22 protein-coding genes and 2 pseudogenes are annotated in these 26,653 nt (G+C 66.3%); 8 read left to right on the plus strand and 16 right to left on the minus strand.

Annotated elements, in window-relative coordinates; all coding sequences use genetic code 11:
- The first annotated feature begins 46 nt into the window (after positions 1–46).
- Together ABZ004_RS29785 and ABZ004_RS29790 are read left to right on the plus strand one after the other, a co-directional pair.
- Entirely contained in the window at positions 47–2,329 is a 2,283-nt protein-coding gene (locus ABZ004_RS29785) for a kelch repeat-containing protein (protein ID WP_355684390.1), read from the plus strand.
- A 558-nt stretch (positions 2,330–2,887) separates the two neighbouring features.
- Complete coding sequence (locus tag ABZ004_RS29790; RefSeq protein WP_355684391.1) at positions 2,888–3,019, plus strand: hypothetical protein; 132 nt, start codon at positions 2,888–2,890, stop codon at positions 3,017–3,019.
- Positions 3,020–3,047: 28 nt separating this feature from the next.
- Here ABZ004_RS29790 and ABZ004_RS29795 read toward each other — a convergent pair whose 3' ends face one another.
- Positions 3,048–4,487, minus strand: coding sequence for a hypothetical protein (locus tag ABZ004_RS29795; RefSeq protein ID WP_355684392.1), 1,440 nt, complete (start codon positions 4,485–4,487; stop codon positions 3,048–3,050).
- A 536-nt stretch (positions 4,488–5,023) separates the two neighbouring features.
- Between ABZ004_RS29795 and ABZ004_RS29800 the strand changes: the two genes are divergently transcribed.
- The 3 genes and pseudogenes from ABZ004_RS29800 (at position 5,024) to ABZ004_RS29810 (ending at position 8,989) form a co-directional block, all read left to right on the plus strand.
- Positions 5,024–6,229, plus strand: coding sequence for a competence protein CoiA family protein (locus ABZ004_RS29800; protein ID WP_355684393.1), 1,206 nt, complete (start codon positions 5,024–5,026; stop codon positions 6,227–6,229).
- Positions 6,230–7,142: 913 nt separating this feature from the next.
- Positions 7,143–7,265, plus strand: a pseudogene (locus ABZ004_RS29805) (hypothetical protein); the annotation flags it as partial.
- A 53-nt stretch (positions 7,266–7,318) separates the two neighbouring features.
- Positions 7,319–8,989, plus strand: coding sequence for a hypothetical protein (locus ABZ004_RS29810; protein WP_355684435.1), 1,671 nt, complete (start codon positions 7,319–7,321; stop codon positions 8,987–8,989).
- Positions 8,990–10,300: 1,311 nt separating this feature from the next.
- On the opposite strand, the gene ABZ004_RS29815 is transcribed toward ABZ004_RS29810, so the two are convergent.
- The 3 genes from ABZ004_RS29815 to ABZ004_RS29825 form a co-directional block, all read right to left on the minus strand.
- Complete coding sequence (locus tag ABZ004_RS29815) at positions 10,301–10,621, minus strand: glutaredoxin family protein (RefSeq protein WP_355684394.1); 321 nt, start codon at positions 10,619–10,621, stop codon at positions 10,301–10,303.
- A 14-nt stretch (positions 10,622–10,635) separates the two neighbouring features.
- Positions 10,636–11,358, minus strand: a complete 723-nt coding sequence (locus ABZ004_RS29820; protein WP_355684395.1) for a peroxiredoxin — start codon at positions 11,356–11,358, stop codon at positions 10,636–10,638.
- Between the two features lie 166 nt (positions 11,359–11,524).
- Positions 11,525–11,953, minus strand: a complete 429-nt coding sequence (locus tag ABZ004_RS29825) for an Hsp20/alpha crystallin family protein (protein ID WP_355684396.1) — start codon at positions 11,951–11,953, stop codon at positions 11,525–11,527.
- Between the two features lie 66 nt (positions 11,954–12,019).
- On the opposite strand from ABZ004_RS29825, the gene ABZ004_RS29830 reads away from it, so the two are divergent.
- Positions 12,020–12,733 (plus strand): hypothetical protein, encoded by a 714-nt coding sequence (locus tag ABZ004_RS29830; RefSeq protein WP_355684397.1) that lies wholly within the window; start codon positions 12,020–12,022, stop codon positions 12,731–12,733.
- A gap of 38 nt (positions 12,734–12,771) precedes the next feature.
- Positions 12,772–13,119: a DUF5335 family protein gene (locus tag ABZ004_RS29835; protein WP_355684398.1), complete on the plus strand. Its 348-nt coding sequence runs from the start codon at positions 12,772–12,774 to the stop codon at positions 13,117–13,119.
- A 96-nt stretch (positions 13,120–13,215) separates the two neighbouring features.
- Here the strand turns inward: ABZ004_RS29835 and ABZ004_RS29840 are convergent, their stop codons facing one another.
- From ABZ004_RS29840 to ABZ004_RS29855, 4 genes and pseudogenes are all read right to left on the minus strand, one after another.
- Complete coding sequence (locus ABZ004_RS29840; RefSeq protein WP_355684399.1) at positions 13,216–13,956, minus strand: GAF and ANTAR domain-containing protein; 741 nt, start codon at positions 13,954–13,956, stop codon at positions 13,216–13,218.
- Positions 13,953–14,126 (minus strand): ANTAR domain-containing protein, encoded by a 174-nt coding sequence (locus tag ABZ004_RS29845; protein WP_355684436.1) that lies wholly within the window; start codon positions 14,124–14,126, stop codon positions 13,953–13,955. Before ABZ004_RS29845 ends, ABZ004_RS29840 begins: the two co-directional genes overlap by 4 nt.
- Positions 14,127–14,254: 128 nt before the next feature.
- Positions 14,255–14,644 (minus strand): annotated as a pseudogene (locus ABZ004_RS29850) (antitermination regulator); the annotation flags it as partial.
- A 220-nt stretch (positions 14,645–14,864) separates the two neighbouring features.
- Positions 14,865–15,653, minus strand: a complete 789-nt coding sequence (locus ABZ004_RS29855) for a GAF and ANTAR domain-containing protein (protein WP_355684400.1) — start codon at positions 15,651–15,653, stop codon at positions 14,865–14,867.
- A 262-nt stretch (positions 15,654–15,915) separates the two neighbouring features.
- Here ABZ004_RS29855 and ABZ004_RS29860 point away from each other — a divergent pair, with 262 nt between their 5' ends.
- Positions 15,916–16,506 (plus strand): hypothetical protein, encoded by a 591-nt coding sequence (locus tag ABZ004_RS29860; RefSeq protein ID WP_355684401.1) that lies wholly within the window; start codon positions 15,916–15,918, stop codon positions 16,504–16,506.
- Between the two features lie 43 nt (positions 16,507–16,549).
- Here ABZ004_RS29860 and trxA read toward each other — a convergent pair whose 3' ends face one another.
- The 8 genes from trxA to dnaK all read right to left on the minus strand — a co-directional run bounded on the left by trxA (position 16,550) and on the right by dnaK (position 26,625).
- Positions 16,550–17,002, minus strand: coding sequence for a thioredoxin (gene trxA, locus ABZ004_RS29865; protein ID WP_355684402.1), 453 nt, complete (start codon positions 17,000–17,002; stop codon positions 16,550–16,552).
- 44 nt (positions 17,003–17,046) lie between these two features.
- Positions 17,047–19,164: a glycogen debranching protein GlgX gene (glgX, locus tag ABZ004_RS29870; protein ID WP_355684403.1), complete on the minus strand. Its 2,118-nt coding sequence runs from the start codon at positions 19,162–19,164 to the stop codon at positions 17,047–17,049.
- 64 nt (positions 19,165–19,228) lie between these two features.
- A complete protein-coding gene (locus ABZ004_RS29875) occupies positions 19,229–20,191 on the minus strand; it encodes a glucose-6-phosphate dehydrogenase assembly protein OpcA (protein WP_355684404.1) in 963 nt (320 codons plus the stop codon).
- Positions 20,188–22,824: an ATP-dependent chaperone ClpB gene (clpB, locus tag ABZ004_RS29880; protein ID WP_355684405.1), complete on the minus strand. Its 2,637-nt coding sequence runs from the start codon at positions 22,822–22,824 to the stop codon at positions 20,188–20,190. Before clpB ends, ABZ004_RS29875 begins: the two co-directional genes overlap by 4 nt.
- A 3-nt stretch (positions 22,825–22,827) precedes the next feature.
- Entirely contained in the window at positions 22,828–23,133 is a 306-nt protein-coding gene (locus tag ABZ004_RS29885) for a chaperone modulator CbpM (RefSeq protein ID WP_355684406.1), read from the minus strand.
- Entirely contained in the window at positions 23,130–24,134 is a 1,005-nt protein-coding gene (locus ABZ004_RS29890; protein ID WP_355684407.1) for a DnaJ C-terminal domain-containing protein, read from the minus strand. Before ABZ004_RS29890 ends, ABZ004_RS29885 begins: the two co-directional genes overlap by 4 nt.
- A gap of 1 nt (position 24,135) precedes the next feature.
- Positions 24,136–24,735, minus strand: coding sequence for a nucleotide exchange factor GrpE (locus tag ABZ004_RS29895; protein WP_355684408.1), 600 nt, complete (start codon positions 24,733–24,735; stop codon positions 24,136–24,138).
- A gap of 6 nt (positions 24,736–24,741) precedes the next feature.
- Entirely contained in the window at positions 24,742–26,625 is a 1,884-nt protein-coding gene (gene dnaK / locus ABZ004_RS29900; protein ID WP_355684409.1) for a molecular chaperone DnaK, read from the minus strand.
- Positions 26,626–26,653: the final 28 nt, after the last annotated feature.

Below are 26,653 nucleotides of genomic sequence, written 5' to 3' on the forward strand. Positions count from 1 at the left end.
TCGATCGCACTGAGTCCTGGGAGTTGATGTGGCGGTAGGCGTGGCGATGAGTGCAGGAATCTGGAGCCCGGCCGGTGAGCTGCCGCCGGAGAGCATCGCCTCGCAGCAGGCAGCCACAGTCCTCGCGGACGGTCGCGTTCTGATCGTCGGTGGGGCCAACACCGCGTGGACGACCGTCGCTGCGGCCGCTGTGTTCAATCCGGACACCCTGACCTGGTCCGCGGCCGAGTCGTTGGCCGAGGGGCGGCGACTGCACACGTTGACCCTGCTGACCGACCGCATCGACGACCTGAACGGCGCGGTCCTCGCAATCGGCGGTATTCCCGGTGCCTACAGCTATCCGCCACCGGCGACCGGCTCGGTCGAGGTGTTCGAAGAAGGCAAGTGGCGCAGCACTGCATCGCTCGCCGACCCACGCTTCGCCCACACCGCGACCTTGCTGACCGATGGCACCGTCCTGGTCGCGGGGGGCGAGTCACCACTCCCGAGCAAGACCACCCGCAGCCTCAGATCGGTCGAGCGTTACGACCCGGCGAGCGAGACCTGGGCCCGTGTCGCACCAATGACCGACCGACGCTCCAATCACCAGGCCGTGCTGCTGGCTGACGGCCGGGTCCTAGTTGCCGGCGGGTTCATCGGCACCAGCGACAGCGAGTGGGCGAGTCTGGCCTTCTGCGAGATCTACGATCCGGTGACCGACAGCTGGACTGCCACCGGCTCGATGCAGTCCCCACGCCTCGCGCACCAGTTGACGCTGCTGGCCGACGGCACAGTTCTGACCACCGGCGGATCGGCGTACGGCGTTGTAAACGGCCCGGTCTTCGACGGGCACAGCCTTGCCTCGACCGAGCGGTTCGATCCGGCGACCGGCCTCTGGCAAGATGCTGAACCGATGCCGGCCGGACGCAGCCGCCACCTTGCGATCGGCCTCGACGACGGGCGAGTCCTCGTGCTGGGTGGCACCGACGAGGCCAGTGTCCTGTGCGGATTCGGCAACGCGGTCCTGTTCGACCCGGATACCCGAACCTGGATGGGTACCCCGGGGATGATGGCAGGCCGCTACGAAGGCACGGCGGTCCTGCGGCCCGACGGCCGGGTTCTGGTGGCCGGCGGTGTCGGCCAAGCCATACCGGCCGGAAAGCCCGATGTCGAGCTGGAGCTCGTAGCGATCACCGAGCTCTTCTCGCCCAGCGGCGTCCCACCCGAGGTCAAGCCGCCGGGCGACGCCGAGCTCGACGCCTGGATGCGGGAGGCCGAGGAATGGTCCGAACAGGCCAACGAACACCGTCAGGCCGGTCGGCACCCGGAGTCTGTGGACTGCGAGCAGAAGGCGCTCGCTCTGTTCACCAGGGTCCTCAAATGGCGGCCGACGATCATCCAGCGCTGGGCCCACTCCGCCTTGTTCCTCGGGATCTACCTGCAGTCGGCGGGCAGGGACTCGGAGGGTATTCAGTCCGCGACCCGCGCTGTCGCGGCCTACGAGACGACCCATGACAACGCGCAGATCGCCTGGGCCACGGCCATTCTCGCCTCCATCCTGAACAGCGCAGGCCGTCCCGCAGATGCTGTTACCGAACAACAGCGAGCTCGTGAGCTCTACCAGCAGCTGACCGCCACGGAACCGGCATACCGTTCGCTTTGGGCCGGAACCTGTGTCTATCTGGGCGCCTATCTGTCCACGGCCGGCCGGCATGAGGAAGCCATTGCCGCGGGCAAGGAATCAGTCGAGCTCTACCGGCAGGCGGGCGACCAATACCGGGTGGGCTGGGCCTACGGCAACCTCGCCGCGCGGTACCAGACCGCGAACCGCTGGGCCGAGGCCTGCGACGCGCAACGGAACTGTCGCGACATCTACCGCACACTGAGCCAAAGCGATCCGGCCTACCGCGCATCACTCGCGCAGACCAGCGTCACCTTTGCAGGGCTGCTGATCCACGTCCCGCTGTACGACGAAGCCGTCGCCGTGGCGCAGGACGGGATCAACCTTTACCGCGAACTCAACGACCAGCCCCAACTCGCCTGGGCACTGAGCACCCTCCGAGCCACCTGCCGCGCCGCCGGCCGCCACCCGGAAGCGCTGGTCGCTGCCCAGGAGGCACACGACATCTACCACACCCTTCTGCAAGGCAGCCCGGCGTACCGCTACCTGTTCGCCCGGGAAGCCTTTGAACTCGCCATGTGCCTCGAAACCGTGGACAAGCGCCCAGACGCGCTCACCGCAGCGCGCGAGGCCGTCGCGGTCTTCGAGGTCCTCGCTCAGGAGGATCCCGGCAAATACACGGCCTCCCTCACGGCGGCGCGTGACCTCGTACGACGCCTGGGCGGCTGAGCTCAGAGCTGGGAACGGATTAGCGCGGCCAGGCGGTTGAGGCCGGTGTGGATCTGGCCGGCGTCCAGGTCGCCCAGGTGACCGTGGGAGACGCCCGATTAAGTGTCGGGAGAATCATCGTGCCCGTAATGCCCGGCAGCTGCCTGGCTGAACGACATCGCCAACCAGTTGCTTGATGTCCCAAGTGCTCGACGTCGTGCGGTTGGCGTACAACGGCCTCGCCGCGCGACGCGGCGACCGGTATGAGCACGAATGGGCGATCGGGTCGCTGAAACCCGAGCGAATCACGCTGCGTGCGACGCTGGCAGTCGAGCTGATCTTGGAGACGTGCCGCACGCCTGCGGATCGACGAGGTACTGAGGGCCGTGGCGGGATGCCTGCAGTACGTCACCATCCGGCAGTGCGACACGATTGCCGGAACGGCCCTGGAGAAGGCTTTCCACATGCAGGGGACCGGTCCTGCACCAGCCTTCGGAGACTTGTCGCCCCGGCCGCCGGACCTTTCTGCGTGCTCTGGCCGACCACCCAGGCGCGCTGAACTACCACCAGTTTCCCGGGTTGTCGCTGGAGCGCCTGCTGCCGGCGGCACAGCTGCCAGAGATGGGCCACGGTCTGCGCACCTACACCGGTCTGCCGTCGGCGAACAAGATCCACGATCGTCGCTTGCCCGACGACTGGTGGGCCTCGTGATCACGGCTGCGTGATGTCGGCAGAGAGCTCAGGTGGGCTGATCCTCGAGGGTGGCTGAGTAGGCATCGAGGAGCCACTGTTGGAGTGTGTTGGCCGCGAAGTCTGAGTCGCTGTGTTCGACAGCGCTCTGACAGCCGACTTCCTGGAAGAGCATCGCGTGGGCAGCGAGGCCTGCTCCGTTGTAGCAGCTGGCGAGGTGTTGTGCCCGGTCGTCGGGATAGAGCTTGTCGATCTCGCGCAGGTAGTCGGCTGTGGCGGCAGCGAGCGGCCTGGCTGGTTGCGTCATCTCTTCGATGCCGACCCAAGGCTCGTCGAGCGGTGCGGTCTCGGGTGCCCGGCTGGCAGCGTCGAGTGCCTGCAAGACGGCTTGCCAGGCTCCGGCAGGGAGAGGCTCGGCGTCCTGTAGGCGTTGTTCCTCGGCGATGTGTTGCAGGTACTGCCGAGTGTCGTGGTCGGCCCGACGGCCGGCTGCGTCCGCCAGCCATGCTACGGAGGTGGTGCGTGGATCTCCCCCAAGGTAGTGCCACAGAGCTGTGTAGGTGGCGGCGGGCGGGAGGTTCGTGTCGAGGTCGTAGGCCTCGACGGTCCAGAGGTTGGCCCGGTAGCGCGGGGCTCGTTTGGCGAATTCAGCCACGGCTTCGTCGGTGACATGGGGTGCTGGAGTCTGCTTGGCGAACCGGTACGGGTCGACGGCTTGGGCTACTGGTTTCCAGGCCAGGTAGATGATTTGGCCGAGGCTATGGTCGTCTGCGGCGTCGTTCATTGCTGCCTGCAGCAATGTCTGGCCTTGGCTGGTCGGCATTGGGCAGGCGCCGCGGGTGGCGAGGAGGTGGCGAAAGTATTCGGTTCCCTCGGCGGCAAGCAGCTCGATGCCAACGTGGTACACGTCGCTGATCCAGTCGCCGCCCCAGTGTTCAGCTTGAAAGAGGTCGAGGACTGCGGTGCGCACAGCCACGGCGGTGTCTGCTGGCTCGTCGCCAGCTCGCCCACGTGCGATGTACCAGTGGGCGTCGTACGGCAGTGGGAAGGGATCACCGGCGTCGGTCCAGCCGAAGGCGGCCGATGGGCTGGAGGCATGGACGGCGAGGACGTTGCTTTCGAGTAGGGATCGCCAAGCCTGCAACATGATGGGGCAGTACTGGAGTCTGGCGACTGCTTGGTGATCGCGGCTCAGCGGCCCGATGATCCCGTTGCGGTCCGCGCGGCCGGTCAGCGCGTCGAGCAGCAGGGCTTCTGCCAGTTCCACGTGGCCCAGGTCGCCGCCGCTGATCGGCTGGGTGAGCTCTTTAACTGCCTCGATCTGGGCTGGGCTCAGGCCGTCTGTTCGGCGGTCCGGGACCTCGCGCTGTTCGGCGGTTTTCGGATCGTCGTAGTTCGACTGGATGACGGTTGTGCCGCAGGCGGTACAACGGAGCCCGAAGGCGCAGGTGGGTGCCGACAGCGGATCGGCCTGTTGCTTCGATGGCATCGCCGCAGTCAGGGCAGCGCCAGCGGGAACTGGCCGTGCAATACGTCCTGATCAAGCGCCCGATGCCGCGCCGGGGCCGTACTTCCCAGTCAGGGGGAACGGGCAGGTCGTCCACCCGGTGCTGCCAATCAAGTGCCAGGCGGCCATCGAGGTCTGAGGCGGTATGTGTCCAGTAGGCGATGGCGAGTTCTTGCTCGGCCGAGGTAGCGCCGGGCTGGAACGTTAAGTGGAGCTGAGCTAGTTCGGCCGTATCCGGTCCGGGGCTGTTGAACGTGTCACCGGGTGTCACCATAGGATTGCAGCGTAGTGATGTGGGTCCCGATGTCCAGCTGAGGCTCCGTCGGGACCTGATGCTTCTTCTTGAGGCCTCCGCGTTACTTGTCATCCTCATTGCAGGGCCGCTGTGCGGGACCGGCCCGCGAGATCCAGTACCTCGGCGTGAACGCCCAACAAGAATGTCGCACCTGTATGTGATCGTGTCATCGCGCACAGTCTCATGGAGGAATTCCGATGACCCCACACCACCGGAGCCGGTGATGGCCTTCTCCGCGATCCATGCCGACGCTGGTCGCGTCGACGCGACCTTGCCTGATCTCGGCTGCGGCCTGACCTGGGACCAGGTGCACAAGGTACGGCCGCGCGTCGCGCTGCGGTGCCCGGAGTGCGACCACGGAGTACACGCTCGTGTGTCCAGCCTCGGCATGCGCCACTTTGCTCACGACCCCGGCCGGCCGCCCCATTGCGCCTGGCTCAACGAGTCCCTGGAACATCACCAACTGAAGCTCGCACTGGCCAACGCCGCGCGCTCGGCCGGCTGGCTGGCCGAACTGGAAGTCACTGGGCCGGACGCCAATTGGCGCGCCGACGTTCTCGCGACCTCTCCAGATCAGACTCGCCTGATTGCCTGGGAAGCTCAGCTCTCGCCGATCACCGACGACGACATCCGCTACCGCACTGCACGCTACGAAGCAGACGGGATCGAGGTCTGCTGGGTCACACCGAACTCTGCTACCTGGCTCGGCTCAGTCCCCGCGATTCGCATCGCCGAACAAGCCGAAGTCATGGTCATCGACGGTGCCGCAGGCTTTCAGTTCAAGAAAGGCCGCTGGCAAACACCGGCTTGCCTGGCATTGACCGAGTTCGTGCGGGGCGTTCAAGACGGCTCGGTCGTCGTCCATGAGGTCTTCCCCCGATACCGGCAGATCAAGATTGGCTCCACTCACTACTCCTGGCGCCACAGACTCTGGACCACCGCAGCAAGCATCGAGGCCGAGGCCGGCACGAACTCATGCGCCAACGTCAAGACGCATGGAAAGAACGTCAGCAAGAGGCCGAGGCAGCGCAGCAGGCGGCTGAGCGGAAGCAGCGCGAGGATGACCGACGCGGGCAGGAAGCCGAGCACACGGCGGAGCAGGCCCGGCGACTGCAAGAGCAGGCGCAACGTGATGAAGAATGGTGGCGGGGGTTTCACGCGAGGCTCAAGCAGGACCGGCTGCGTCAAGAAGCGGTGGAGCAACAACGCCGAGCCGCAGCCGAAGCGGCTGAGCGCGATCGGCAGCGTCTGGACCGAGTCGAAAGGGATGCCGCCTCACAGTGGATTGAGAAGCTCTCCGAGACCCGCACTCATGAGCTTCACAACAAGATCGCCGAATACGTGTGGCGTAACGAGATGGGCAAGACCACGAGCTTCGACACGGACGGTCCGAGGAAAGAACACGCCTACGGGACAGCGATCCAACTAGGCACACAGCTGTACGGAGTGGTCCGCCCGAGTCCTGCTTCAATGCAACGCCTACCTGGTCAGCTCCGAGTCTTCGTGCTCAACGCTAGCGAAGCACAGCTACTCCTCGAAACGGGAAAGGTCACGGCGGAGCAGATAGTTCACTCCGATTTCCCTGACGACGAACAGCTCTCGCTGCTCTAACCGCTGCTACCGAGTCGATCGATCCCACCTCTTGGGGGATGCCAGACCTTCCAGGCACCGCACTTACAGACGGTGACGCCCGTAGGTCGTTGCCTGCGGCGAAGGTGCCGAACAATCGATATGAATCGGATGCCTGGCCAACCTGGATAGCCCGGGAGAGAACCTTCTCTCTCAGCACCGCGGAGCCGGTCGACTCCCCAGCGTGGGTTGGTGCCTGGCAACGAGCGCCTTCTCATCGCACCCCAGAAGACGGAGGAACTTCGGGATCTCTATCGTCGGGGCAGCAGACACACGTGACCGCAGGCGGGGTGCCGGCCGCTGGACTCGCGAACCTGCAGATTCTGTCGCCGGTTGTCGATAGCGTTTATGACGTGACCACTGACAGTTGGAACAAAGGCGCTAGGTCAGCACCGCGCCGTGCGGGCTCGGCATGGTCGGCTGAGGACACCGCGACGCTGCTCGATGGGCTCCGGCGCGGTATAGCGCTGCAAGCACTGGCAGGAACGCTGCAGCGCACCCCCGGAGCGCTGCAGGCACGTTGTCAGGTGCTCCTGCCCCCGCAGCTACGGTCGGCGTCGTGGGCCGAGGCGGAGGCGGTGCTGCGAAGACAACTCGCAGCCAACCCCAACTTCGCCATCGCCACAGGCCCGACCCCGACATCGAGCCAGACTGGGAATCATGGCCGGGCTGCCGCAGACTCGCCTTTGCTGTTGAGTGGCGAACAGCGGCGAATGATTGACGCCGTACGTTCAGGGCGGGATGTCATCGTCGATGCGACGGTGGGATCGGGCAAGACAACGGCGATTCAGTCGCTATGTACCGAGGTGGGCCGCGACCGTAAGGTTTTGTACCTGACATACAGCAAGCTACTGAAAGCCGACGCTCAACGCCGAGTTAAAACGCGAGGGTGCAGAACTATCACGGGATCGTGTATCCAGCACTGCTGGAGGCGGGCATCAAATGTGGCCTCGACGAATCGATCCGGCGATTCAATACGGTCTTCGCCAACCTCTCGGAGCCACTTCCCAAATATGATCTTCTGGTGGTCGACGAGTATCAGGACATCAACGAGGAGTACGCGCAGTTGCTGCGCAACATCAAGTCGCTGAACCCGGCGATGCAAACCGTTCTGGTAGGCGATCTGGCTCAGAAGGTGCACTCGAACACGACCTTGGACGTTCAGCGGTTCACCAGGGAGATCACTCGGCAGGCCGAACTGATGCCCTTCACTCAGTCCTTCCGTGCAGGTAGAGAACTCGGCACGCTCCTGAGCGAGGCATGGAACAAACCGGTAGTGGGCGTCAACCCCATGCAGACGATCCGGTACGTCTCGTACCACGAGGCGCTCGATCTCATGAGAGAGAAAAGTCCGGGTGAGCTCCTGTGCCTGGGTAAACGAAACGGCCAGATGGCCGCGGCACTAAATCATCTCGAACGTAGTCAGGGTGCGATCTTCAACAAGGACACCGTCTACGCCTCCATCCGCGACGGCGACACCGCGGTGACTTACGGCGAAAATACCGCGGTGTTCACGACGTTCGATTCCAGCAAAGGACTGGAACGCCCGACGAGCGTGGTGTTCGACTACGACGAGAACATGTGGGACTTGCGCTGCGGATTCCCGAACGTGGACACGACTGTCATGCGCAACGTGTTCCTGGTCGCGGCCTCCCGAGGAAAGAACGAAGTCGTCTTCGTGCGATCAGAACATGCTCATAGGCGAGCCAACAGCATCGGTTTCATCCCGGTACAGCGGTTCACGCAGCTACTGACCGATGAACAGCCCATGTATGACAAACCGTTGCTCGCGTCTGACTGTTTCGACTTCACCTACGCGGAGAACCTCCAGGCGTGTGTCGACCTGCTCGACAGGCGACGCCTCGACGACGGCGCGGGCGAGGAGATCACCATCGACCGTGTCGACGGGCTGATCGACCTCTCCCCCGTGGTCGGCCACTACCAGGAGGCGGTGTTCTTCGACAAGTATGACCCTGCCCGAGAAGTGATGCTGAACACGAAACCGATCGCGAAGCAGCTGCAGGTCAGGCTCAACGACGACCCCTGGCACGATGCACTGCTGCTGACGGCCGTCGACACAGACCAGATGCGCTACGCAGAACAAGTCACCCGAAAAGTCAGCGTCGAAGTTCGGAACGCGCTGATTAGGCGGCTAGCCACGCAGCTTCCACGCGACTGCACGGCACAGGCGACGCTGGGCCTGTCAGGAATGGCCGCTACACCCTCCACGGCCACGCCGATCACGTTCGTAGGAGTCGCCGATGCCATACACAATGATCAGGTCTTCGAACTGAAGTTCGTCTCCGAGCTCGACCGCGCCATGTTCCTCCAACTGGCCCTCTACCTGGTGATGGGCGGCCACCCGAGGGGGGTTCTGTGGAACACGCGCACGGACGAACGATGGGCCGTGCAGGTGCCCGACCGCGAGAAGTTCATGCACGCGGTCATCCGCTGCGTCACCAAACAGCACTACGAAGAATTCCGGACAACACCACAAGGACCGGAACCGGGCGGCCGGCTCCGCAAGATCACGAGCGGGTTGCTCGGCCGATCGCGATAAGACGGAACAACCGCTGGCAGAAGCCCAGCTGTGACAGACCAGTGCCTCGATCACCTGACTCACACCGTCCGCTTGAACGGTGATGCCTCGTCACTTGGCCGCGTTCTCACGTTGGCCAGGCGCTGCGGGCAAGCACTCAGGACGGGGCGTACGACCCACCGACAGGATCCGGTGTACACCGATCTGAGAGGTGCATCCTCTATCGTGGTGCGCCAGCGGGCCTCGGACGCTCGCCGGTCCCTTGGCGTCGTTCCCGGCGAGCACGCCTCAGCCGGACCCCGGGTGCAGGGCGCCCTGTCCGAGCCTCGTCGACTGCTGCTAGCAGCCTCCGTGTGTATCTCGCCTGGCCGGGCAGGTCGGGAGAGGACTGCTCCAATGACGCACCACCATCGTCTCGCCGTGACCCGTGCTCGGTTCACCGGCGAGAGCACCGACGAGGCCCGACGCGGCGTAAGCCGATCCGGCGATCACGGCCTGGATACCTGTAGTCCAGAACAGCTCGAGTTACGGGCACTGCTTCTGCATTTCACATTCCAGCCTGGCGCCTGGAATATCTCTCGCGCCATGTTCTACACCTGGAACGCCAGTCCGCGCTATGACGAGTTCGTAGTGGCCAACGCGGACGCACCAGACAACCTGGCAGCCTCTCTCTTGCCGGTACATGGCGTCGACTGTCAGGGCCTCCCTGGGCTCCGGCTGCTACCACGAACTCGCCGCGGGAACAATGACTGCGTGCATCTTCCTACCGGTGCCCGGCTGCGAATTGCATCCGAGCGTGGCTGGCTTCGCGAACATCACGATCCCGTGCAACGTCCCCTCAGCCCTGGCGAGAGCAGGGCACTTGAAGATGCGGCTCCGATGAGTCAGGACACAAAGCAACTGTTCGCAAGCCTCCTTGCTCGCTGCAGCGGCCGGGCTTCGGATGACAGCTGGGAACTCGGGCAGTTCTTCTTTGCTCACGACGCGGCCTGGAACGATGGCCATTGTGCGAACCTGACGGACTTCGAGCTGTCGGGGGCGGAGAACAGCTGGAAGCTGACTTGGAGAGGTCCGATGATGCCCGAGACGATCGCTCGTGCCCTGACGATGCCCCGGAACCGCATTGCCAGGCGTGAGAGTGACGGTTCACGAGCCTGGCTTGGCCAGCACCATCAGATACGGGGCGGCCGTTTTGCGGCTGAGACCTAACCACACCGGCAGCTAATCTGGCCACCAAGAGTGCTTACCCCCCGCCACCCTCGACCCTTGAGGCCTGCCATCGCACAGTCGTGCGCCCGGCTCGTTTCCCGGAACCGGGCGCAAACGACGAGGTTAGATCAGGGTGGTCATCTGCCGGTTGGGGCTCCGCAGTGCCCGCTCCAGTTCGCCGATGGTGGGCTGCACGAGCATCTGGCCGCCGATGGAGACGATCGGGCTGTGGACGCGTCCGCCGGTGACCCAGGCGAGACGGGTCTCGTCGTGCGGGTTCAGGTCCAGGTCGACGTAGCGGTACGGGATGCCCGCGCGGTCGAGATAGCGGCGTACGGACTGGCTCAGGCCGCACCAGCGACGGCCGTAGACGACCACCGGTCCGCTCGCCGGCGCCCAGCTGGGCGAAGTGAACTGCGCAGCGGGGTGGGAGTATCCAAGCATCGGTGCCCTCCTGTTCAGACGTTCGCGGCTGCCGGCGTGCGTTGGCTCACGGCGTCGAGTTCCGGCAGCAGTTCGTAGATGTCGGGAAGATGATGCAGGTACGGCGACACGTGGCTGAACCGGATCCGGCCCTCGGCGTCGATCACGTACAGAGCTCGTTCGCTGAACCCGTCGGCGTCACGCCAGACCTGGTAGCGGCGGGCCACCTCGCCCTTGGGCTGGAAGTCCGACAGCAGCGGGAACGACAACCCACGGACCTTGGCCCAGGCGTCGTGGCTGTAGATGCTGTCCACCGAGATGGCCAGCAGTTGCACGTCGCGGCTGCGGAACTCCTCGATCTCCTGCTGGTACAGGTCAAGCTGCTGGCTGCAGCCCGGACTCCAGTCCAGCGGGTAGAAGGCCAGTACCACCGGGCGGCCCTGCAATTCGCTCAACCGGACGAGGTTTCCGGATGCGTCGGGCAGCTCGAAGTCCGGCGCCTCGGTCCCCACCGGCAGCGGTTCGTTGACTGCGGGCGCCTCCATCGACGGCGCCGTACGCCACAGGTCCACGATGTCCTGCAGCGCCGTCTCCCGGGCGGGAAGCCGATCACGTTGCAGGCTTCGCCAGAGCTCCATCACGATGCCGTGCAGGACCGCCAGCGCCTGCTTGTGCGCACCGTCGGGAATGTCCGGTGCCAGGTTGGCGAACTCCTGCTCCAGCTCCTGGAGCGCCCGCGGAAACTGGTGACTTGTCATGGCAACTCCTTCGTAGATGCAGGCCCGTTGACGCCGTCGGTGTGTACCGGCCTGATCGTCGACTGCTGCCTCGATCGGAGGCGTTGGCCATGCACCGGACGGCGTCAACGGGGTCATCGGCCGGTCCGGCCCGCCGGCTTGTCCGAGCGGCGAGCCGGGCCGGGGATCAGGAACTCAGCTGCTTCTGACCGGTGCTGCTGATCTCGATCTTGCGCGCCTTGTGCTGCTGCGCGACCGGGATCCGCAGCTTCAGCACACCGGCCTCGTAGCTGGCCTCGACCGCGTCGGTGTCCAGGTTCTCGCCCAGGAACACCTGCCGGGAGAACACACCCAGCGGGCGCTCCGAGATCTGCGTCTGGACGTCGTCACCGCTCACGATCGGGCGCCGCTCGGCCTTCACGGTCAGCACGTTGCGGTCGACGTTCACCTCGATCGCCTCGGGCTCAACCCCCGGCAGATCGAAGGCGACCACGAACTCCTCGCCCGACCGATAGGCATCCATCGGGATCACCGAAGGGCCCGACCAGGTGCCCCTGCCGTTGAGCTGCTGGGTCAGCCGGTCCAGGACCTGGAACGGGTCGGTACGGATCATCATCGTCTTCACCTCCAGCGCTTCGACTTGTCGTCATTGCTTCTATCCTCTACAACAGTCATCGGTCCGTTGACATTCCCGTTCGTCGTCCTTCAGTTGACATATTTTGCCGGGCTGTTGAGTGCTTCGCAACGGGTCTTTTACAGTGGTCTCGAACGTGCGGTTGGGCAGCGAGCCGGCGAGGATGTCCGCTACTTGCTTGTGGAGACAGCAATGCCGTCCAACCGTTCCGCGATGGTTCCCAGCAGCGTGATCGCGTCAGTCGAAACCCAAGGCGAAGCTCAGTCGACAGTTGACTACCTGTGGGCCTGCGGCCTGCGCGAGGGGCTCAGCATCGTGGGCGCCGAACTTCGGCTGACAGACAGCAGCCCGGCCAGGGCTGGAACCATCGCCCGCTGCACCGGTGTGGATGCCGGTCAGGGAGCAGCGCTGGGCTTCTTGATGGCGATGCTGGTCGCCTCGTTCACCCAGACCAACGCCAATGGCCTGGTGGTGGTGATGTGGGGACTGCTGTACGGCGCACTGGTCGGCGCGCTACGCGGATTCTTCCGTGGACTGTCCAAATCCCGCCCTGATCTGGTGGCCCAGCGAATCGTGCCGACCCGCTTCGAGGTGCGCTGTGCACCCCAAGACGAGTCGGTGGCGCTTCACCTGTTGGCGATGCGCCACCGCACCGCTGCCACCCCGTCAGCGCACGCCAGTACATCAACGGCTGCCGCTGAGCACAGTCGAGGGCTGTCGCGGGTTGCCGCCGACGACGGCCGGCTGAGCGACGCTGCCTGACAGCCGTCACACAGCAACAACGAGAGGGACGAACAGAAATGGTTGAGGCAAGCAACAAGCTCGACCGCGAACAGTGGGAGTCCGCGCTGGACCAACTGACCAAGCGGCACGACGGCGACTACATCACCATCGAGGTGCTCGACGCATCCCTTGGCGATCAACTCGAGGTCGAGCGGCTCCCGTTCAGGTATGCCACCTACGACCGGCGAGACGACACGGTGGTGATCGCTGTCGGAGGGATCACCACGCGCTTCCCCGTAGTACTGCGCCACCTGATCTCCAAGCCGGCCACGGTGTCCATCGCCGAGGAGTCCGAACCGGCGGCGATGCTGATCACCGACACCGATTCCACCTCGACGCTGGTCAGCTTCTACAGCGGCGAGTAGCCGGCGCCGTCGTCCACGCCGCCGAACAACTCGCCACACCCAAGCGCTGACTCCAGCGACTTCGGATGCCAGTCTCGGTGGTCGGCTCCGGTTAGCTCATTGGTGGATCGGGCCTTCGGCGGCCTTGTCGATGAGGGCGGCTGCGGTGGTGGTCAGGGACTGGTTTCGTTGCTGGGCGAGGGCGATCAGGCGGTCGAAGGCGGCGTCCATGGGGAGGTTGTCGCTATAGGCAATCACTCCTTTGGCGCGCTCGATAATGGTGCGTTCGTCCAGGGCGGCCCGGGTCTGGGCGGTGACGTGGGTCGGCGGCAGGTCCGCAGGCTGGATGATGACCAGGCTGGCCATGTCGGCGAAGGCCTGCGCGAGCACGGCCGTGTCGCTGGCCGGGTGGTGGTCGGCGTCGAAGAAGAGGTTGACCGCGCCGAGCGTGCGGCGCTGCCAGTTCATCGGGGCGGCATAGACCGCGTCGAACCCGGCGGCGCGGAACGCGTCGGACACCGTTGGCCAGCGGGCGGCGATATGCGCCAGTCCGGAGACGGTGACGGTCTGGCCGGTGCTGGTGCAGTCGATGCCCGGGCCTTCGTCGGTCTGGACCTGGTACACCTCGAGGTGCTGCGCACGGTGGTCGGTGGCGGCGAGAAACTCCGGCCGGCCGCTGTCAGGCGTGGCCAAGATGATGCCGGCCGAAGCTGCACCGACGCAGTCAGCGCATCCGCTGAGGAGGTTGGTGATGGTGCCGAGGATGTCGTGATCGGTCACCAGGGTGGCGGTTGCGGCGGCCAGTTCACGCACCGCCCTGTCCGGCAGGGGCGCCTGGGGGGTGGCATGGCTGGTCATGAGTCTCCTCGGAAATCGAGCTGGCGGATGACGACCTGGTGTGCGATCTCGGCCAGCGTGGTGTCGTAGGCGTGCGCCCGCAGGATGGCCAGCGCGTCATTGGCCGGCATGTGCAACTGGGCGACCACCATGCCGGTGGCCTGGTGGACTTCGGCCCGGGCCGACCACATCCCGTCGTCGCGGCCGGAGCCGCCTTGCGGGATCGGGTCTCGGAGCAGGGCCGCCCGATGGCATCGGCCAGAAACTGGGCCGACTCGTCGGATTCGGCCGGTCCGTCGGCATGGGTGTAGTACACAGCCATCACGCCGAGCACATCACTGTCGGGCCGCATCGGGTAAGCATGGACAGTGACGGCGCCGAGCTCGTGCCAGGCAGCTCTGCTGAACTCCGGCCACCTGGGATCGGGCTGGTCCCGCACCGACGTGGCCGCGTGGCACTGTTGCCGGTACGCCGTCAGGCACGGTCCCTGCCCGGTGAGGTCCTGGAGGTTCTCCAAGGCGGTGGCGGTCTGGTCACTGAGGCTCAGCGGCAGGCGCTGGCTGGAACCGTCCTGGAGGGTGATCCACGCGCCGTCGGCACCCAGGATCAACCGGCCCGCTTCACACAACCGATCAGCCAGGTGCCGCTGGCCGGCGTTGGTCGCGGCCAGACGCGCCAATTTTGCCAGCAAGGCCGTCTTGTCGGTCACCGTAACTCCCTTGTAACCGGCCAACTGTGTCAGCTCCCACCGCTCACGGCCCGGATCGACACCGATCGTCTTCCTTCCGCCGGCCAGTGACGCCGGAGGGGGTCGAGGCCACCGGCCGACTGAGCAGCCAGTACCCCAACCGCGATCTGGCTAAATCTCCCGGCTACTCGAAGACAGGAATACCAAACCACAAAGCAGCCCACGGTTCAGCGGTTCAGGTTCACGTCGGGGCGCTTCCGTTGCTGAGTGAACCGTCCGCGTGTCCAGATTCGAAGGTGCGGCTGTCGACGGGTGGTTGCCCTGTGTGCCTGGCGATGAGGTCGGCAGCAACGTCTCGCAACTTGCGGTTGTTGTTCTGCGAGTGCCGCCGTAATAGCTCGAAGGCGGTCTTGGCGTCGCATTTTTGCTGGCCCATCAGGAGTCCGAGCGCCTGGTCGATGATCGATCTGGAGGTCAGCGCGTGTTCCAGTTGCTCGCTCAGCTGGGATTGTCGGACGGCCCGCACCGCGAACGCCAAGGTGGTGGCTGCCTGGTCGGCGAACGCGGCTGCCCGCTCCCGGTCCGCCTCGGTGAACTGTCCGGGCCGGTCGTAGCCGTACAGGTTCATGGCAGCGATGGTCTGGGCATCGACGGTCAGCGGGAGGCTGAGCGACGACTTCACCCCCAGTTCCAGCGCCGCGTCGCCGTAGCGGCCCCACCGGGTCTCCCGCGATTGGTCGGTGACGCTGACGGCGACGCCCTTCTCCAGGGATTCCAGGCAAGGTCCTTCGCCCAGGGCATACTGCCGCTCATCGATCAACGCAGCCCGCGGATCACTGGCTACGAGGGTTCGTGGCTGTCCGTCGTAGCGGGTAGTGACCCCGCACGACGAAGGCGGTTCGACCACCTTCGCGGCAACTCGTGCCTGTTCCGCGAGTAGGTCTTCCACTCCCGGTCCGCTCAACAGCAGTGAATGCAGTGAACCGAGGACGTTCAGCAAAGGCGCCTCGTGGCGTCCTTCATCGGCCATCTTGTATCACCTCGTCCCAACTGGTCGCAGACGGCGCTACTGCCTGCTGGTACCCCGAGAGGCCCGACAAGTCACGCTGAAGCCGCCCGGCCGGCTGCGTCGAGGTGGCTTGACGCCGGGCGATCGGAAACGGTAAATCATTCATTGGCTGGCACTCTCCGGTCCTGAGTGCTAATCGTCACAGCTCCCACGGGGCAACTGCTGACGTCGGCGCGGGACCAGTAGTGCGGGCACACCACGAGTTGAGAGGGGGAAGAAAGCTGTGAGGGATAAGGCGGCGCGCCGGGTGTTCGCGATGCTCTTGGTGTATCCGCTGGTCACGGTAGCGGTCGCTCTGGATGTCGCCTGGGCGCTGTTCTACCGGGGCTGGTGGCCGCCGACCCTCTATACGGTCGTGGTGACGGCGATCGCCGCGGCCTTGGCAGCGAGCTCGCAGCACGTCCACTCACTGCCGGCTGCCGCGTCTTTCGGCGCCTTGATCGTGTCCTTCACGGTGGCCAATACCGTCATGGTTCTGGTGACCGGCGAGGTGGTGCGAAGCGGGCGTTCATCGCATGGTGTCGCGGTCATCGGCGTCTGCTTCAGCCTGGTCGCCCTGGCCTTGACCGCGGCCATCTGCATCCTGGCGGACCAGATCGCCGACCGACTCCAGCGGCCACATCGATCGCGTCAACGCGTCATCGCGCCCCCGGCCACTGCCGTGGCCCCCACGGTCCCGCTGCCGACCCTCGTCGACCTGACCAGCCCGTCGACCGGCGAGCTGCCGACCCGCGTGATCCCCGAGCTCGAAACAACGGAGCTGTCACCGGACCACGCGAGGACCGACCAAGACCTGGTCGGCACCGCTGCCTGACCGGTGGGTTCGGGGCCACGGCGGTGTCGGAACGGACTTGTGGTCAGGGGGCATCAGCGTCTGCCTTGGCCAGGGCGTCGTTGAGCCACGGCCGCAGTACCTGGGCCGGAGCGGCTCCGGCCTGCCGGGTGATCACTTGGCCACGACTGAAGACGATCAACGTGGGGATCGCCTGCACATCGAAGCGTCTCGAGAGCGCGGGGGCGGTGTCGGCGTTGATCTTCACCAGTTTCAGCTCACCGGCCTTCTCGGTCGCCAGTTGTTCGAGCACCGGGCTGACCATCCGGCACGGTCCGCACCAGGGCGCCCAGATGTCAACCAGGACCGGCGAACTTGCCCGCTCGACCACTTCGGCGAAGTCGTCGTCGCCGGCGTCGACGATCCACGGCAGTGCGGCCCTGCACTCGCCGCAGCGCGGCATGCCCGTTGCGGCCGCCGGGACGCGATTGCGCCGGCCACAGCCAGGGCAGGTAGTGACGCGAGGCTGGCTTGGCATCTTGGTCTACTCCTCTCCTTGTCTCGTGTTTGAGCAGCCACTGGTCACCGCGCGGCCTTCCGGGGACGGATGAGTACTACGACAGCGCGGCCCTCGACGGCGACCGTGCCTGCGGCTGGGTACTTCTGATGGGTCCCGAGGTGCGTTGGCGAGGCGGTGTCGACGGCCACGGTCCATCGCCGGCCGTATTCCTCGGGCGGGAGAATGAAGTCCTGCGGTTCGTGGTGGCTGTTCAGCAGGATCAGGAACGAGTCGTCGATGACGGGCTGACCTCGCCGGTCCGGTTCGGAGATGGCGTCGCCGTTGAGGAAGATCGCGATTGCTCGTGCGTCCTCGCGGCTCCAGTCGCCGTCGTGCATCTCGGTGCCCTTGGGGGTGAACCAGACGAGGTCGCGCAGACCGTCGACGTCGGTGTCGCCGTGGAAGAACCGGCGGCGGCGCAGCACCGGGTGATCGCGCCGCAGCTCGACCAGTCGACGGGTGTACTCCAGCAAGTCCGACGCGTCGTCGCTGAGCTCCCAGTCCACCCAGGACAGCTCGTTGTCCTGGCAGTAGACGTTGTTGTTGCCGCGCTGGGTCCGTCCCAGCTCATCGCCATGCGCGAGCATCGGCACGCCCTGCGAGACCAGTAGCGTGGTCAGGAAGTTGCGCTGCTGGCGGGACCGCAGCGCGAGCACGGCCTCGTCGTCGGTCTCGCCCTCAGCGCCGCAGTTCCAGGACCGGTTGTGGCTCTCGCCGTCCTGGCCACCCTCGCCGTTGGCCTCGTTGTGCTTGTCGTTGTACGAGACCAGGTCGCGCAGGGTGAAGCCGTCGTGCGCGGTGACGAAGTTGATGCTGGCGATGGGCAGCCGGCCATCGTCTTGGTACAGGTCGGCCGAGCCGCTGAAGCGGGTGGCGAACTCGCCAAGGGTGGCTGGCTGACCGCGCCAGAAGTCGCGGACGGTGTCGCGGTACTTGCCGTTCCACTCCGTCCACAGCGGCGGGAAGTTGCCCACCTGGTAGCCGCCGTCCCCCACATCCCACGGCTCGGCGATCAGCTTGACCTGGCTCACCACCGGGTCCTGCTGGACCAGGTCGAAGAACGCCGACAGCCGGTCCACTTCATGGAACTGACGCGCGAGCGTCGCGGCCAGGTCGAACCGGAAACCGTCCACGTGCATCTCGGTGACCCAGTAGCGCAGCGAGTCCATGATCAGCTGCAGCACGTGCGGGTGCCGCATCAACAGGCTGTTACCAGTCCCGGTCGTGTCGTAGTAGTGCGACTTGTCGGAGTCCACCCGCCGGTAGTACGCCGCGTTGTCGATGCCCTTGAACGACAATGTCGGGCCCATCTCGTTGCCCTCGGCGGTGTGGTTGTAGACCACGTCGAGAATCACCTCGATACCGGCTTCGTGCAGCCGCTGGACCATCGTCTTGAACTCCGCGACCTGCTGCCCTCGACTGCCGGTCGAGGCGTCGGCGTTGTGCGGGGCGAAGAAGCCGATCGTGTTGTAACCCCAGTAGTTCGACAGTCCGCGTTCGCTCAGGTGCCCGTCCTGGGCGAACTGATGCACGGGCATCAACTCGATCGCGGTTACCCCGAGGCGGTTGAGGTGGTCGAGGATCACCGGGTGACCGATCGCCGCGTAGGTGCCGCGGATCTCCTTCGGCAAACCGGGATGCGCGATCGTCAGGCCCTTCACGTGGGCCTCGTAGATCACCGTCTCGTGGTACGCGTGGCCCGGCGGGCGGTCGTTGCCCCAGTCGAAGAACGGGTTGGTGACGACCGAGAGCATCGTGTGCTCCCGGTTGTCCATCGTGTTCAGGTCATCCGGATTGCCGAACCGGTAACTGAACAATGACTCATCCCCGTCGACCTGCCCGTCGATCGCCTTCGCGTACGGATCGAGCAGCAACTTCGACGGATTGCACCGGTGCCCGTACGCCGGATCGTACGGGCCGTGCACCCGGAACCCGTAGCGCTGGCCCGGCTGCACTCCTGGCAGGTACGCGTGCCACACGAACCCGTCCACCTCGGTCAGCTGAGCCAGCTGCTCCGCCCCGTCATCACCGATCAACGCCAGGTCTACGCGGTCGGCAACCTCCGAGAACAACGCGAAGTTCGTACCGAAACCGTCGTACGTCGCTCCGAGCGGATAACCACGACCAGGCCACACTTCCATGTACTTGCCTCCAACGCTCGTTCGCTTCGGGCTTGTCTGCACGGGCCTGTCTTTCTCGGGGCGGTCAGGTGGTCTGTACCACCTGCGATGGTGCGAGGTCCCGATCTCGTTGTGCCGGGTCGGACCTGGAGTGCAGGACCAGGCAGTTCAGTGCCTCGGCGTAGACGTCGTCGGCATCGAGGCGGCGCAGTTCCTCGTTCAGCAGTTCGGCTGTCCTGCGGCGTTTCAGTGCCACGTGCCCGTCGGGCTGTCCCGGGATGCTGAGGGTCGCTGTTATCCCGTCGGGGCGGCTGAGGGCGATGGTTCCACCGCTGGTGTGCAGACGGACTGCGGTGATGCCCGGCCCGCGAGAGGTGTTGCGTTCGACCGGGATCTGCAGGCGGCCTTGCAGCCAGGCGCCCAAGAGAGCCGCACTGGCGTTGCCGTTGGGCGCCACCACTTCTGCGGCCGCGATGTCGACCGGGTACTGGTCGAGGGCGGCCGCTACGAGGCCCCGCCAGCTGGTGATCCTGGTCCAAGCGAGGTCGGTGTCGCCGGGCGCGTAGCCCTCGGCCCGGGCCAGCAGGTCCGCGATTCCATGGCGGGTGGCGCCGGCATCGGTGATCCGGCGCTGACCAAGTGAGCCCAGGGCGTCCTGGTTGGGCACGGCCGGGCCGCCGCCCGGCCACCACACGATGACCGGGGAGTCCGGCAGCAACAACGGCGTGACCACCGACTGCGGGTACTTCGACAGCTCACCGTGCAGCCGCAACAAGACCGCCTCGCCGGGAGCCCCTTCCCCGACCCGTACTTCGGCGTCCAGCACCGCCCGTCCGCGGCCCGGCCGCAGGATCGTCATCAGGATCCGGGAAGGATGCTCCCGGCCGGCGTCGGTCGCCGCCTTCAAGGCGTCGTGCTGCGACGCCTCGTCGGCCACCACCACGAGCGTGCCGATCATGCCCATCGCCGGGCTGCCGGCACGGCGCCGCGCATCCAGCAGCGCCGTGCTGATCTGGCTCGAGGTGGTGGCGGTGAGGTCGATGATCATGCTGCGTGCTTGGTTTCCTGGCCCGGCTTGTGATGGCTGACGACGATCTCGCCGTCTCGCAGTCCGACCTGGATGGTGGCGCCATCGAGGACATTGCCGCCGAGCAGCGCACGGCCGATGCGGGTTTCCACCTCGCGGGCGATGAACCGCCGCAGCGGCCGGGCGCCGTACACGGGATCGAAGCCCTGGGCGGCGATGTGCCGGGCCGCTTCCGGTTCGACCGCCAGGGTCATCTGCCGCTCGGCCAGCCGGGTCCGGAGTTCGTCGAGCAGATGGTCGACGATGGTCTCGATCTCGGCCAGCGTGAGGGGCTTGAACAGCACGATCTCGTCGACCCGGTTGAGGAACTCCGGCCGGAAGGACCGGCGCAGTTCGTCCATCACGGCGTCGCGAGCATCGTCCTTGACCTGCCCGTCGGCGGTCACGCCGTCGAGCAGGTACGCCGAGCCGAGGTTCGAGGTCATGATGACCACCGTGTTGCGGAAGTCCACCGTGCGGCCCTGGGCATCGGTCAGCCGCCCGTCGTCGAGCACCTGCAGCAAGGTGTTGAACACGTCGGCGTGTGCCTTCTCGATCTCGTCGAACAGCACCACGGAGTACGGCTTGCGACGGACCGCCTCGGTCAGCTGACCGCCTTCCTCGTACCCGACGTACCCCGGCGGCGCCCCGACCAGCCGGCTGACGGTGTGCCGTTCCTGGTACTCGCTCATGTCGATCCGGACGATGTTGTCCTCGGTGTCGAACAGTGCGGCGGCCAGCGTCTTGGCGAGTTCGGTCTTACCGACACCGGTCGGGCCGAGGAAGATGAACGAACCGATCGGACGACGCGGATCCTTGATCCCGGACCTGGCCCGGATGATCGCGTCGGCGACCAGCTGGACCGCTTCGTCCTGGCCGACCAGGCGTTCGTGCAGCACTTCGTCCAGCCGCAGCAGTTTGTCGCGTTCGCCTTCCTGCAACCGGCTGACCGGGATGCCGGTCCAGCGCGACACGATTGCGGCGATCTCCTCGTCGGTGACCACCTCACGCAGCAGCCGGCGACCGCCCTGCTTGCCGGCCAGCCGTTCCTCCTCGCCGCGCAACTGCCGCTCGAGGTCTGGCAGCCGGCCGTGCCGCAGCTCGGCCGCCCTGTTGAGGTCGTAATCGCGTTCGGCCTGCTCGGCCTCCTGCCGGACCCGCTCCATCTCCTCCCGCAGCGACTGGACCTTGCGCAGCGCCTGCCGCTCGGCCTCCCACTGGGCCCGCATGGCGTCTGCCTCGGCGCGCAGATCGCCGAGCTCCTTGCGCAGTTCGGTCAACCGGTTGCGGCTGGCGGCGTCGTCCTCCTTGGCCAGCGCCGCTTCTTCGATCTCCAGGCGCCGCACGGTGCGGGTCAGCTGGTCGAGCTCCGCGGGCATCGAATCGATCTCGGTTCGCAGCATCGCGCACGCCTCGTCAACCAGGTCGATCGCCTTGTCCGGCAGGAACCGGTCGGAGATGTAGCGGTGACTCAACACGACGGCGGCCACCAGTGCGGCGTCCTGGATCTTGACACCGTGGAACACCTCGAGGCGTTCGCGCAGACCGCGCAGGATCGACACTGCGTCCTCGACGGTCGGTTCGTCCACGATGACGGGCTGGAAGCGGCGTTCGAGCGCGGCGTCCTTCTCGACATGCTGGCGGTATTCGTCCAGGGTGGTCGCGCCGATCATGTGCAGCTCACCGCGGGCCAGCATGGGCTTCAGCATGTTGCCCGCGTCCATGGCGCCCTCGGTGGCCCCGGCTCCGACCACGGTGTGCAGTTCGTCGACGAACAGCAGCACCCGGCCTTCGGCGGCCTTCACCTCGTTGAGCACCGCCTTGAACCGCTCCTCGAACTCACCGCGGTACTTCGCTCCCGCCACCAGCGACGCCATGTCGAGTGCGAACACGGTCCGGTCGCGCAGGCCCTCCGGTACGTCGCCGTTCGCGATCCGCTGTGCCAGGCCTTCGACGATGGCCGTCTTGCCGACGCCCGGGTCGCCGATCAGTACCGGGTTGTTCTTGGTCTTGCGGGACAGAATCTGTACCACCCTGCGGATCTCGCCGTCCCGACCGATCACCGGGTCCAGCCGGCCGGCGGTGGCATCCGCGACCAGGTCCCGGCCGTACTTCGTCAGCGCCTCGTACGAGCCCTCCGGGGTCGCGGAGGTGACTCGCTGGTTCCCGCGGATCGTCGTCAGCGCTTGCAGGAAGGCGTCCCGGGTGACGCCGTGTTCGGCCAGCAACCGGCCGGCCGTGCTCTGGCGCCCCTCGTCGAGCAAGGCCAGCAGCAGATGCTCGACCGACACATACTCGTCCTTGAGCCGCCTGGCCTCCCGATCTGCAGCATCCAGCAGCCGCGACAACCGTTGCGTGACCGCCACCTGCCCCGGTTCCACCCCCGGGCCGCTGACTTTCGGTCGTCGTTCCAGCTCGCGCTGCACCTGATACTGGAGCTCGCTCGGAGCAATGCCGGTCCGCTCGAGCAACCGCGGAACCAGGCCGTCTTGCTGATCCAGCAATGCGAGCAGGAGATGTTCACCGTCGACCTGACTGTGGCCCAGACCGAGCGCCCTCGCCTGGGCGTGTTGAAGAGCCTCCTGCGACTTCTGCGTCAGCCGATTCACATCCATTGGTCAAACTCCTCTCCACACTCTCAAACCAGCCCGCCGACGCTCTGCCTCCAGCACGGCGATCCGGTCCAGCAGATCGATCACCAAGCCGACCGCGGCATAGTTCAGCCCGAATCCGGCCCTCAACCGCTGGATCCGGGCCACCGCGGCCAGCTCGGCAGGCGGGAACCACAGTGCTCCCCTGCTGTCGGTGACCGGATCGAGCAGACCCAGCGCGACGAAGCGCCGAACCAGGTCCGGATGCAGCCCGGCCCGCCGGGAGAACTCGTCCAGGTCCAGCCGGGCCGTCCTCACCAGGGCATAGGTCATCGCTGCCTCCTCGGATCGAACTTCGACGTACCGGCCAGCTCCTCGAACAACCGCTCCTCATCCGGAGTGAGGACGGACGGCACCATCAGCTTCACCTCCGCATACAGGTCACCCGGGTTTCCGCGCGGATTCGGCAGACCACGGCCCCGCAAGCGCAACCGTCGCCCGGTCGACGTACCTCTCGGCACTTTGACGGTCGTCTCACCGGCCGGCGTCTGGACCGTGACCGTCGCCCCTAGTGCGCCTTCCCAGGCAGCCAGCGGCAGGTCGAACGACACGTCACGCCCGTCGACCCGGTAGCGACCGTGGCCGGCGATCCGCACCACCATGTACAGGTCGCCAGAAGCTGCGCCGCCACTGCCCTGACCGCCCTGACCGGCCAGCCGGACCCGTTGCCCGGTGACCACCCCGGCCGGAATCTTCACGTCCAGAGTCCGTGTCCCGGTGGGTCCTTGCAGAGTCAACGTCCGGGTACCACCCCGGTACGCCTCCTCCACCGAGATCTCGACCTCGACCTCTTGGTCGGAACCCGGGACCGGGACCCGACCACGGCCGTGGCGGCCCTGGAACATCCCACCCAGCAGATCGTCGAGGTCAACACCCTCGAAGCCGCCGGTCCCGAAACCGCCGCTGCCGAATCCCCCGCCGCCAGGAAAGCCGCCGTCCCAGCCGCCTTGCTGCCAACCCGCCTGGCTGCCCCAGCCGCCGGGCGGTCGGCCACCCGCGCCGGCAGCCGCGCCCGACCGCGCCCACTGATCCGGGTCGACGTCCGGTGGGACCGACCGGAAGTCGGCGCCGAACGCGTCGTACCGCTTACGGGACTGCGGATCCGACAGTACGTCGTACGCCTCCGAGATCTGCTTGAACCGCTCCTCGGCGCCCGGGTCCTTGTTCACATCGGGGTGGAACTTGCGGGCCAGCTTGCGGTAGGCGCGCTGGATCTCGTCGCTGCCGGCGTCCCGCGAGACCCCGAGAATCGAGTAGAAGTCCTCGGCCGCCATGTCAGCTCTCTCCCGTCGCGACTATGACTCCCGCCGGCCGCAACAGCCGGCCGGCGTCGCCGTACCGGGCCCGGACGACGTGGACGACCGTGCCCGGTCGCACGGACGAATCCGTGGCGGTACCGACCGCTTCGTGCAGTGCCGGGTCGAACGGCTGACCGAGGTCGTCGTACCGGCGATAGCCGTACTCCGCCATGAGTGCGAGCGCTTGCTCCCAGACCGCCCGGACACCCTCGACGACCGGATCCGGGCTCGCGCCGGCATGCGCCAGCGCGAGCTCCAGGCTGTCCACCACGGTCAGCCAACGGCGCAGAACTCCCGCCCGTTCGTCGGTGCGAAGGTTCTCGGCCTCCCGGGCGGTTCGTTTGCGGAAGTTGTCCAGTTCGGCCACCGAGCGACGCCATCGATCCTCCAGCTCGGCGACTCTGGCGCGCGCTTCGTCCAAGGCCTGCGCCAGGTCGTCAGCCGGTACGGCGCTGTCAGTCGGCTCGCGCTGGTCGTCAGCGGGTACGGCGTTGTCCACCGGCCCCCGCTGGTCCGGCGCGGCGGTGCCGACGACCTCGGCCTCCTGCTTCTCCCTCGTCACGTGTTCTTGCGTCATGGTGGATCACTTCGTCGAGAACTCGGCATCGATCACATCGTCGTCAGCCCCACTCGGCTCACTGCCCGCTGTTGCCGGGCCGTCCTGGCTGGGCCGGCCGGCCAGGCTGAGCCCTTGGGCCAGCTGACGCAGCTCACCGGTCAGCGAACGGAACCGGTCGAGGCCGCTGTCTTGTTGCTGCAGGGCCTGACGGGCATCGCCGATCAGCATCTCGGCTCGGGCCCGATCGTGCTGCGTTACCGCCTCGCCACGTTCACCGAGGAGCCGCTCGACCTGGTAGGCGGCCGAGTCCAGCTCGTTGCGGGCCTCGGCCAGCTCCCGCAGCCGGGTGTCCTCGCCTCGGTGCGACTCGGCCTCGGCGACCATCCGTTCCACCTCGGACTGGTCCAGGTTCGAGGTGTCGCTGATCGTGACCTGCTGTTCGGCACCGGTGCTCTTGTCCTTGGCCGACACGTGCAGGATGCCGTTGGCGTCGATGTCGAAGGTCACTTCGATCTGCGGTACGCCGCGCGGCGCCGGCGCGATGTTCTCCAGCCGGAACCTGGCCAGCACCCGGTTGTCACCGGCCATCTCCCGTTCGCCCTGCAGGACGACGACATCCACCGCGGTCTGGTTGTCCTCGGCGGTGCTGAAGGTCTGCGTCCGCCGGGCGGGGATGGTGGTGTTGCGTTCGATGATCTTCGTCATCACACCACCCATCGTCTCCAGACCCAGAGACAGCGGGGTGACGTCGAGCAGCAGCACGTCCTTCACATCCCCCTTGATGATCGCGGCCTGCACCGCCGCGCCGACAGCGACCACCTCGTCGGGGTTGACCGTCATGTTCGGGTCCTTGCCGCCGGTCAGCCGCCGCACCAGCTGCTGTACGGCGGGAATGCGCGTCGACCCACCGACCAGGATGACCTCGTCGATATCGCTGGCCGTGACCTTGGCATCCGCCATCGCCTGCTCGACCGGGCCCAGACACCGCTCCACCAGATCGGCGGTGAGGCGCTCGAACGTCGAGCGCATCAGCGTGGTGTTGAGATGCTGCGGGCCTTCGGCGGTCGCAGTGACGAACGGCAGATTGATCGAGGTCTGGGTGACCGACGACAACTCCACCTTGGCCTTCTCAGCGGCCTCGAACAGCCGTTGCAGCGCCTGCGGATCCTTGCGCAGGTCCACCCCGACCGTGCGCTGGAACTCCTCGGCAAGGTGATCGACGATCCGGCGGTCGAAGTCGTCACCGCCCAGATGCGTGTCACCCGCCGTCGCCCGGACCTCCACGACGCCGTCGCCGACGGTCAGGATGCTGACGTCGAAGGTGCCGCCGCCCAGGTCGAAGACCATCACGGTCTCGTTGTCGAGCTTGTCCATCCCGTAGGCAAGAGCGGCCGCCGTCGGCTCGTTGATGATCCGCAGTACCTCGAGCCCGGCGATCCGGCCGGCGTCCTTGGTGGCCTGGCGCTGGGCGTCGTTGAAATACGCCGGAACTGTGATGACCGCTTCGGTGACCTTCTCGCCGAGGAACTTGGACGCGTCCTCGACCAGCTTGCGCAGTACCTGCGCGGAGATCTCCTCCGGTGCGTACTGCTTGCCCCGGACGTTGAACCGGACCGCTTCATCCGGGCCGGCGACCACGTCGTACGAGACCGTCGAGGCCTCGGACTCCACCTCGCCGTGCCGGCGGCCGATGAACCGCTTGGCCGACGCGATCGTGCCCTTGGGATTCATCACCGCCTGTCGGCGGGCCAGCTGCCCGGTCAGCCGCTCACCGGTGTCGGTGAACGCCACCACCGACGGCGTCGTCCGGGCACCCTCCGCGTTGGGTACGACGGTGGGCTGGCCGCCCTCCATCGCGGCGATCACCGAGTTCGTCGTACCAAGATCAATACCTACAGCTTTCGCCATCTCACAACCTCCTCAACCCACTATCGAA

The sequence above is a fragment of the Kribbella sp. NPDC006257 genome (genome assembly GCF_040613535.1).
In the GTDB taxonomy this organism is placed as follows: Bacteria; Actinomycetota; Actinomycetes; order Propionibacteriales; family Kribbellaceae; genus Kribbella.

Coding starts and splice junctions, on each gene's coding strand:
- ABZ004_RS29815 (WP_355684394.1), bottom strand. CDS start 10,621: ATGCTTGGATACTCCCACCCCGCTGCGCAGTTCACTTCGCCCAGCTGG.
- ABZ004_RS29825 (WP_355684396.1), bottom strand. CDS start 11,953: ATGATGATCCGTACCGACCCGTTCCAGGTCCTGGACCGGCTGACCCAG.
- clpB (WP_355684405.1), bottom strand. CDS start 22,824: ATGGATGTGAATCGGCTGACGCAGAAGTCGCAGGAGGCTCTTCAACAC.
- ABZ004_RS29800 (WP_355684393.1), top strand. CDS start 5,024: ATGGCCTTCTCCGCGATCCATGCCGACGCTGGTCGCGTCGACGCGACC.
- ABZ004_RS29895 (WP_355684408.1), bottom strand. CDS start 24,735: ATGACGCAAGAACACGTGACGAGGGAGAAGCAGGAGGCCGAGGTCGTC.
- ABZ004_RS29845 (WP_355684436.1), bottom strand. CDS start 14,126: ATGTGGTCGGCCCGGGCCGAAGTCCACCAGGCCACCGGCATGGTGGTC.
- ABZ004_RS29795 (WP_355684392.1), bottom strand. CDS start 4,487: ATGCCATCGAAGCAACAGGCCGATCCGCTGTCGGCACCCACCTGCGCC.
- ABZ004_RS29785 (WP_355684390.1), top strand. CDS start 47: ATGAGTGCAGGAATCTGGAGCCCGGCCGGTGAGCTGCCGCCGGAGAGC.
- ABZ004_RS29885 (WP_355684406.1), bottom strand. CDS start 23,133: ATGACCTATGCCCTGGTGAGGACGGCCCGGCTGGACCTGGACGAGTTC.
- ABZ004_RS29840 (WP_355684399.1), bottom strand. CDS start 13,956: ATGACCAGCCATGCCACCCCCCAGGCGCCCCTGCCGGACAGGGCGGTG.
- ABZ004_RS29820 (WP_355684395.1), bottom strand. CDS start 11,358: ATGACAAGTCACCAGTTTCCGCGGGCGCTCCAGGAGCTGGAGCAGGAG.
- ABZ004_RS29855 (WP_355684400.1), bottom strand. CDS start 15,653: ATGGCCGATGAAGGACGCCACGAGGCGCCTTTGCTGAACGTCCTCGGT.
- trxA (WP_355684402.1), bottom strand. CDS start 17,002: ATGCCAAGCCAGCCTCGCGTCACTACCTGCCCTGGCTGTGGCCGGCGC.
- ABZ004_RS29890 (WP_355684407.1), bottom strand. CDS start 24,134: ATGGCGGCCGAGGACTTCTACTCGATTCTCGGGGTCTCGCGGGACGCC.
- ABZ004_RS29835 (WP_355684398.1), top strand. CDS start 12,772: ATGGTTGAGGCAAGCAACAAGCTCGACCGCGAACAGTGGGAGTCCGCG.
- glgX (WP_355684403.1), bottom strand. CDS start 19,164: ATGGAAGTGTGGCCTGGTCGTGGTTATCCGCTCGGAGCGACGTACGAC.
- ABZ004_RS29875 (WP_355684404.1), bottom strand. CDS start 20,191: ATGATCATCGACCTCACCGCCACCACCTCGAGCCAGATCAGCACGGCG.
- dnaK (WP_355684409.1), bottom strand. CDS start 26,625: ATGGCGAAAGCTGTAGGTATTGATCTTGGTACGACGAACTCGGTGATC.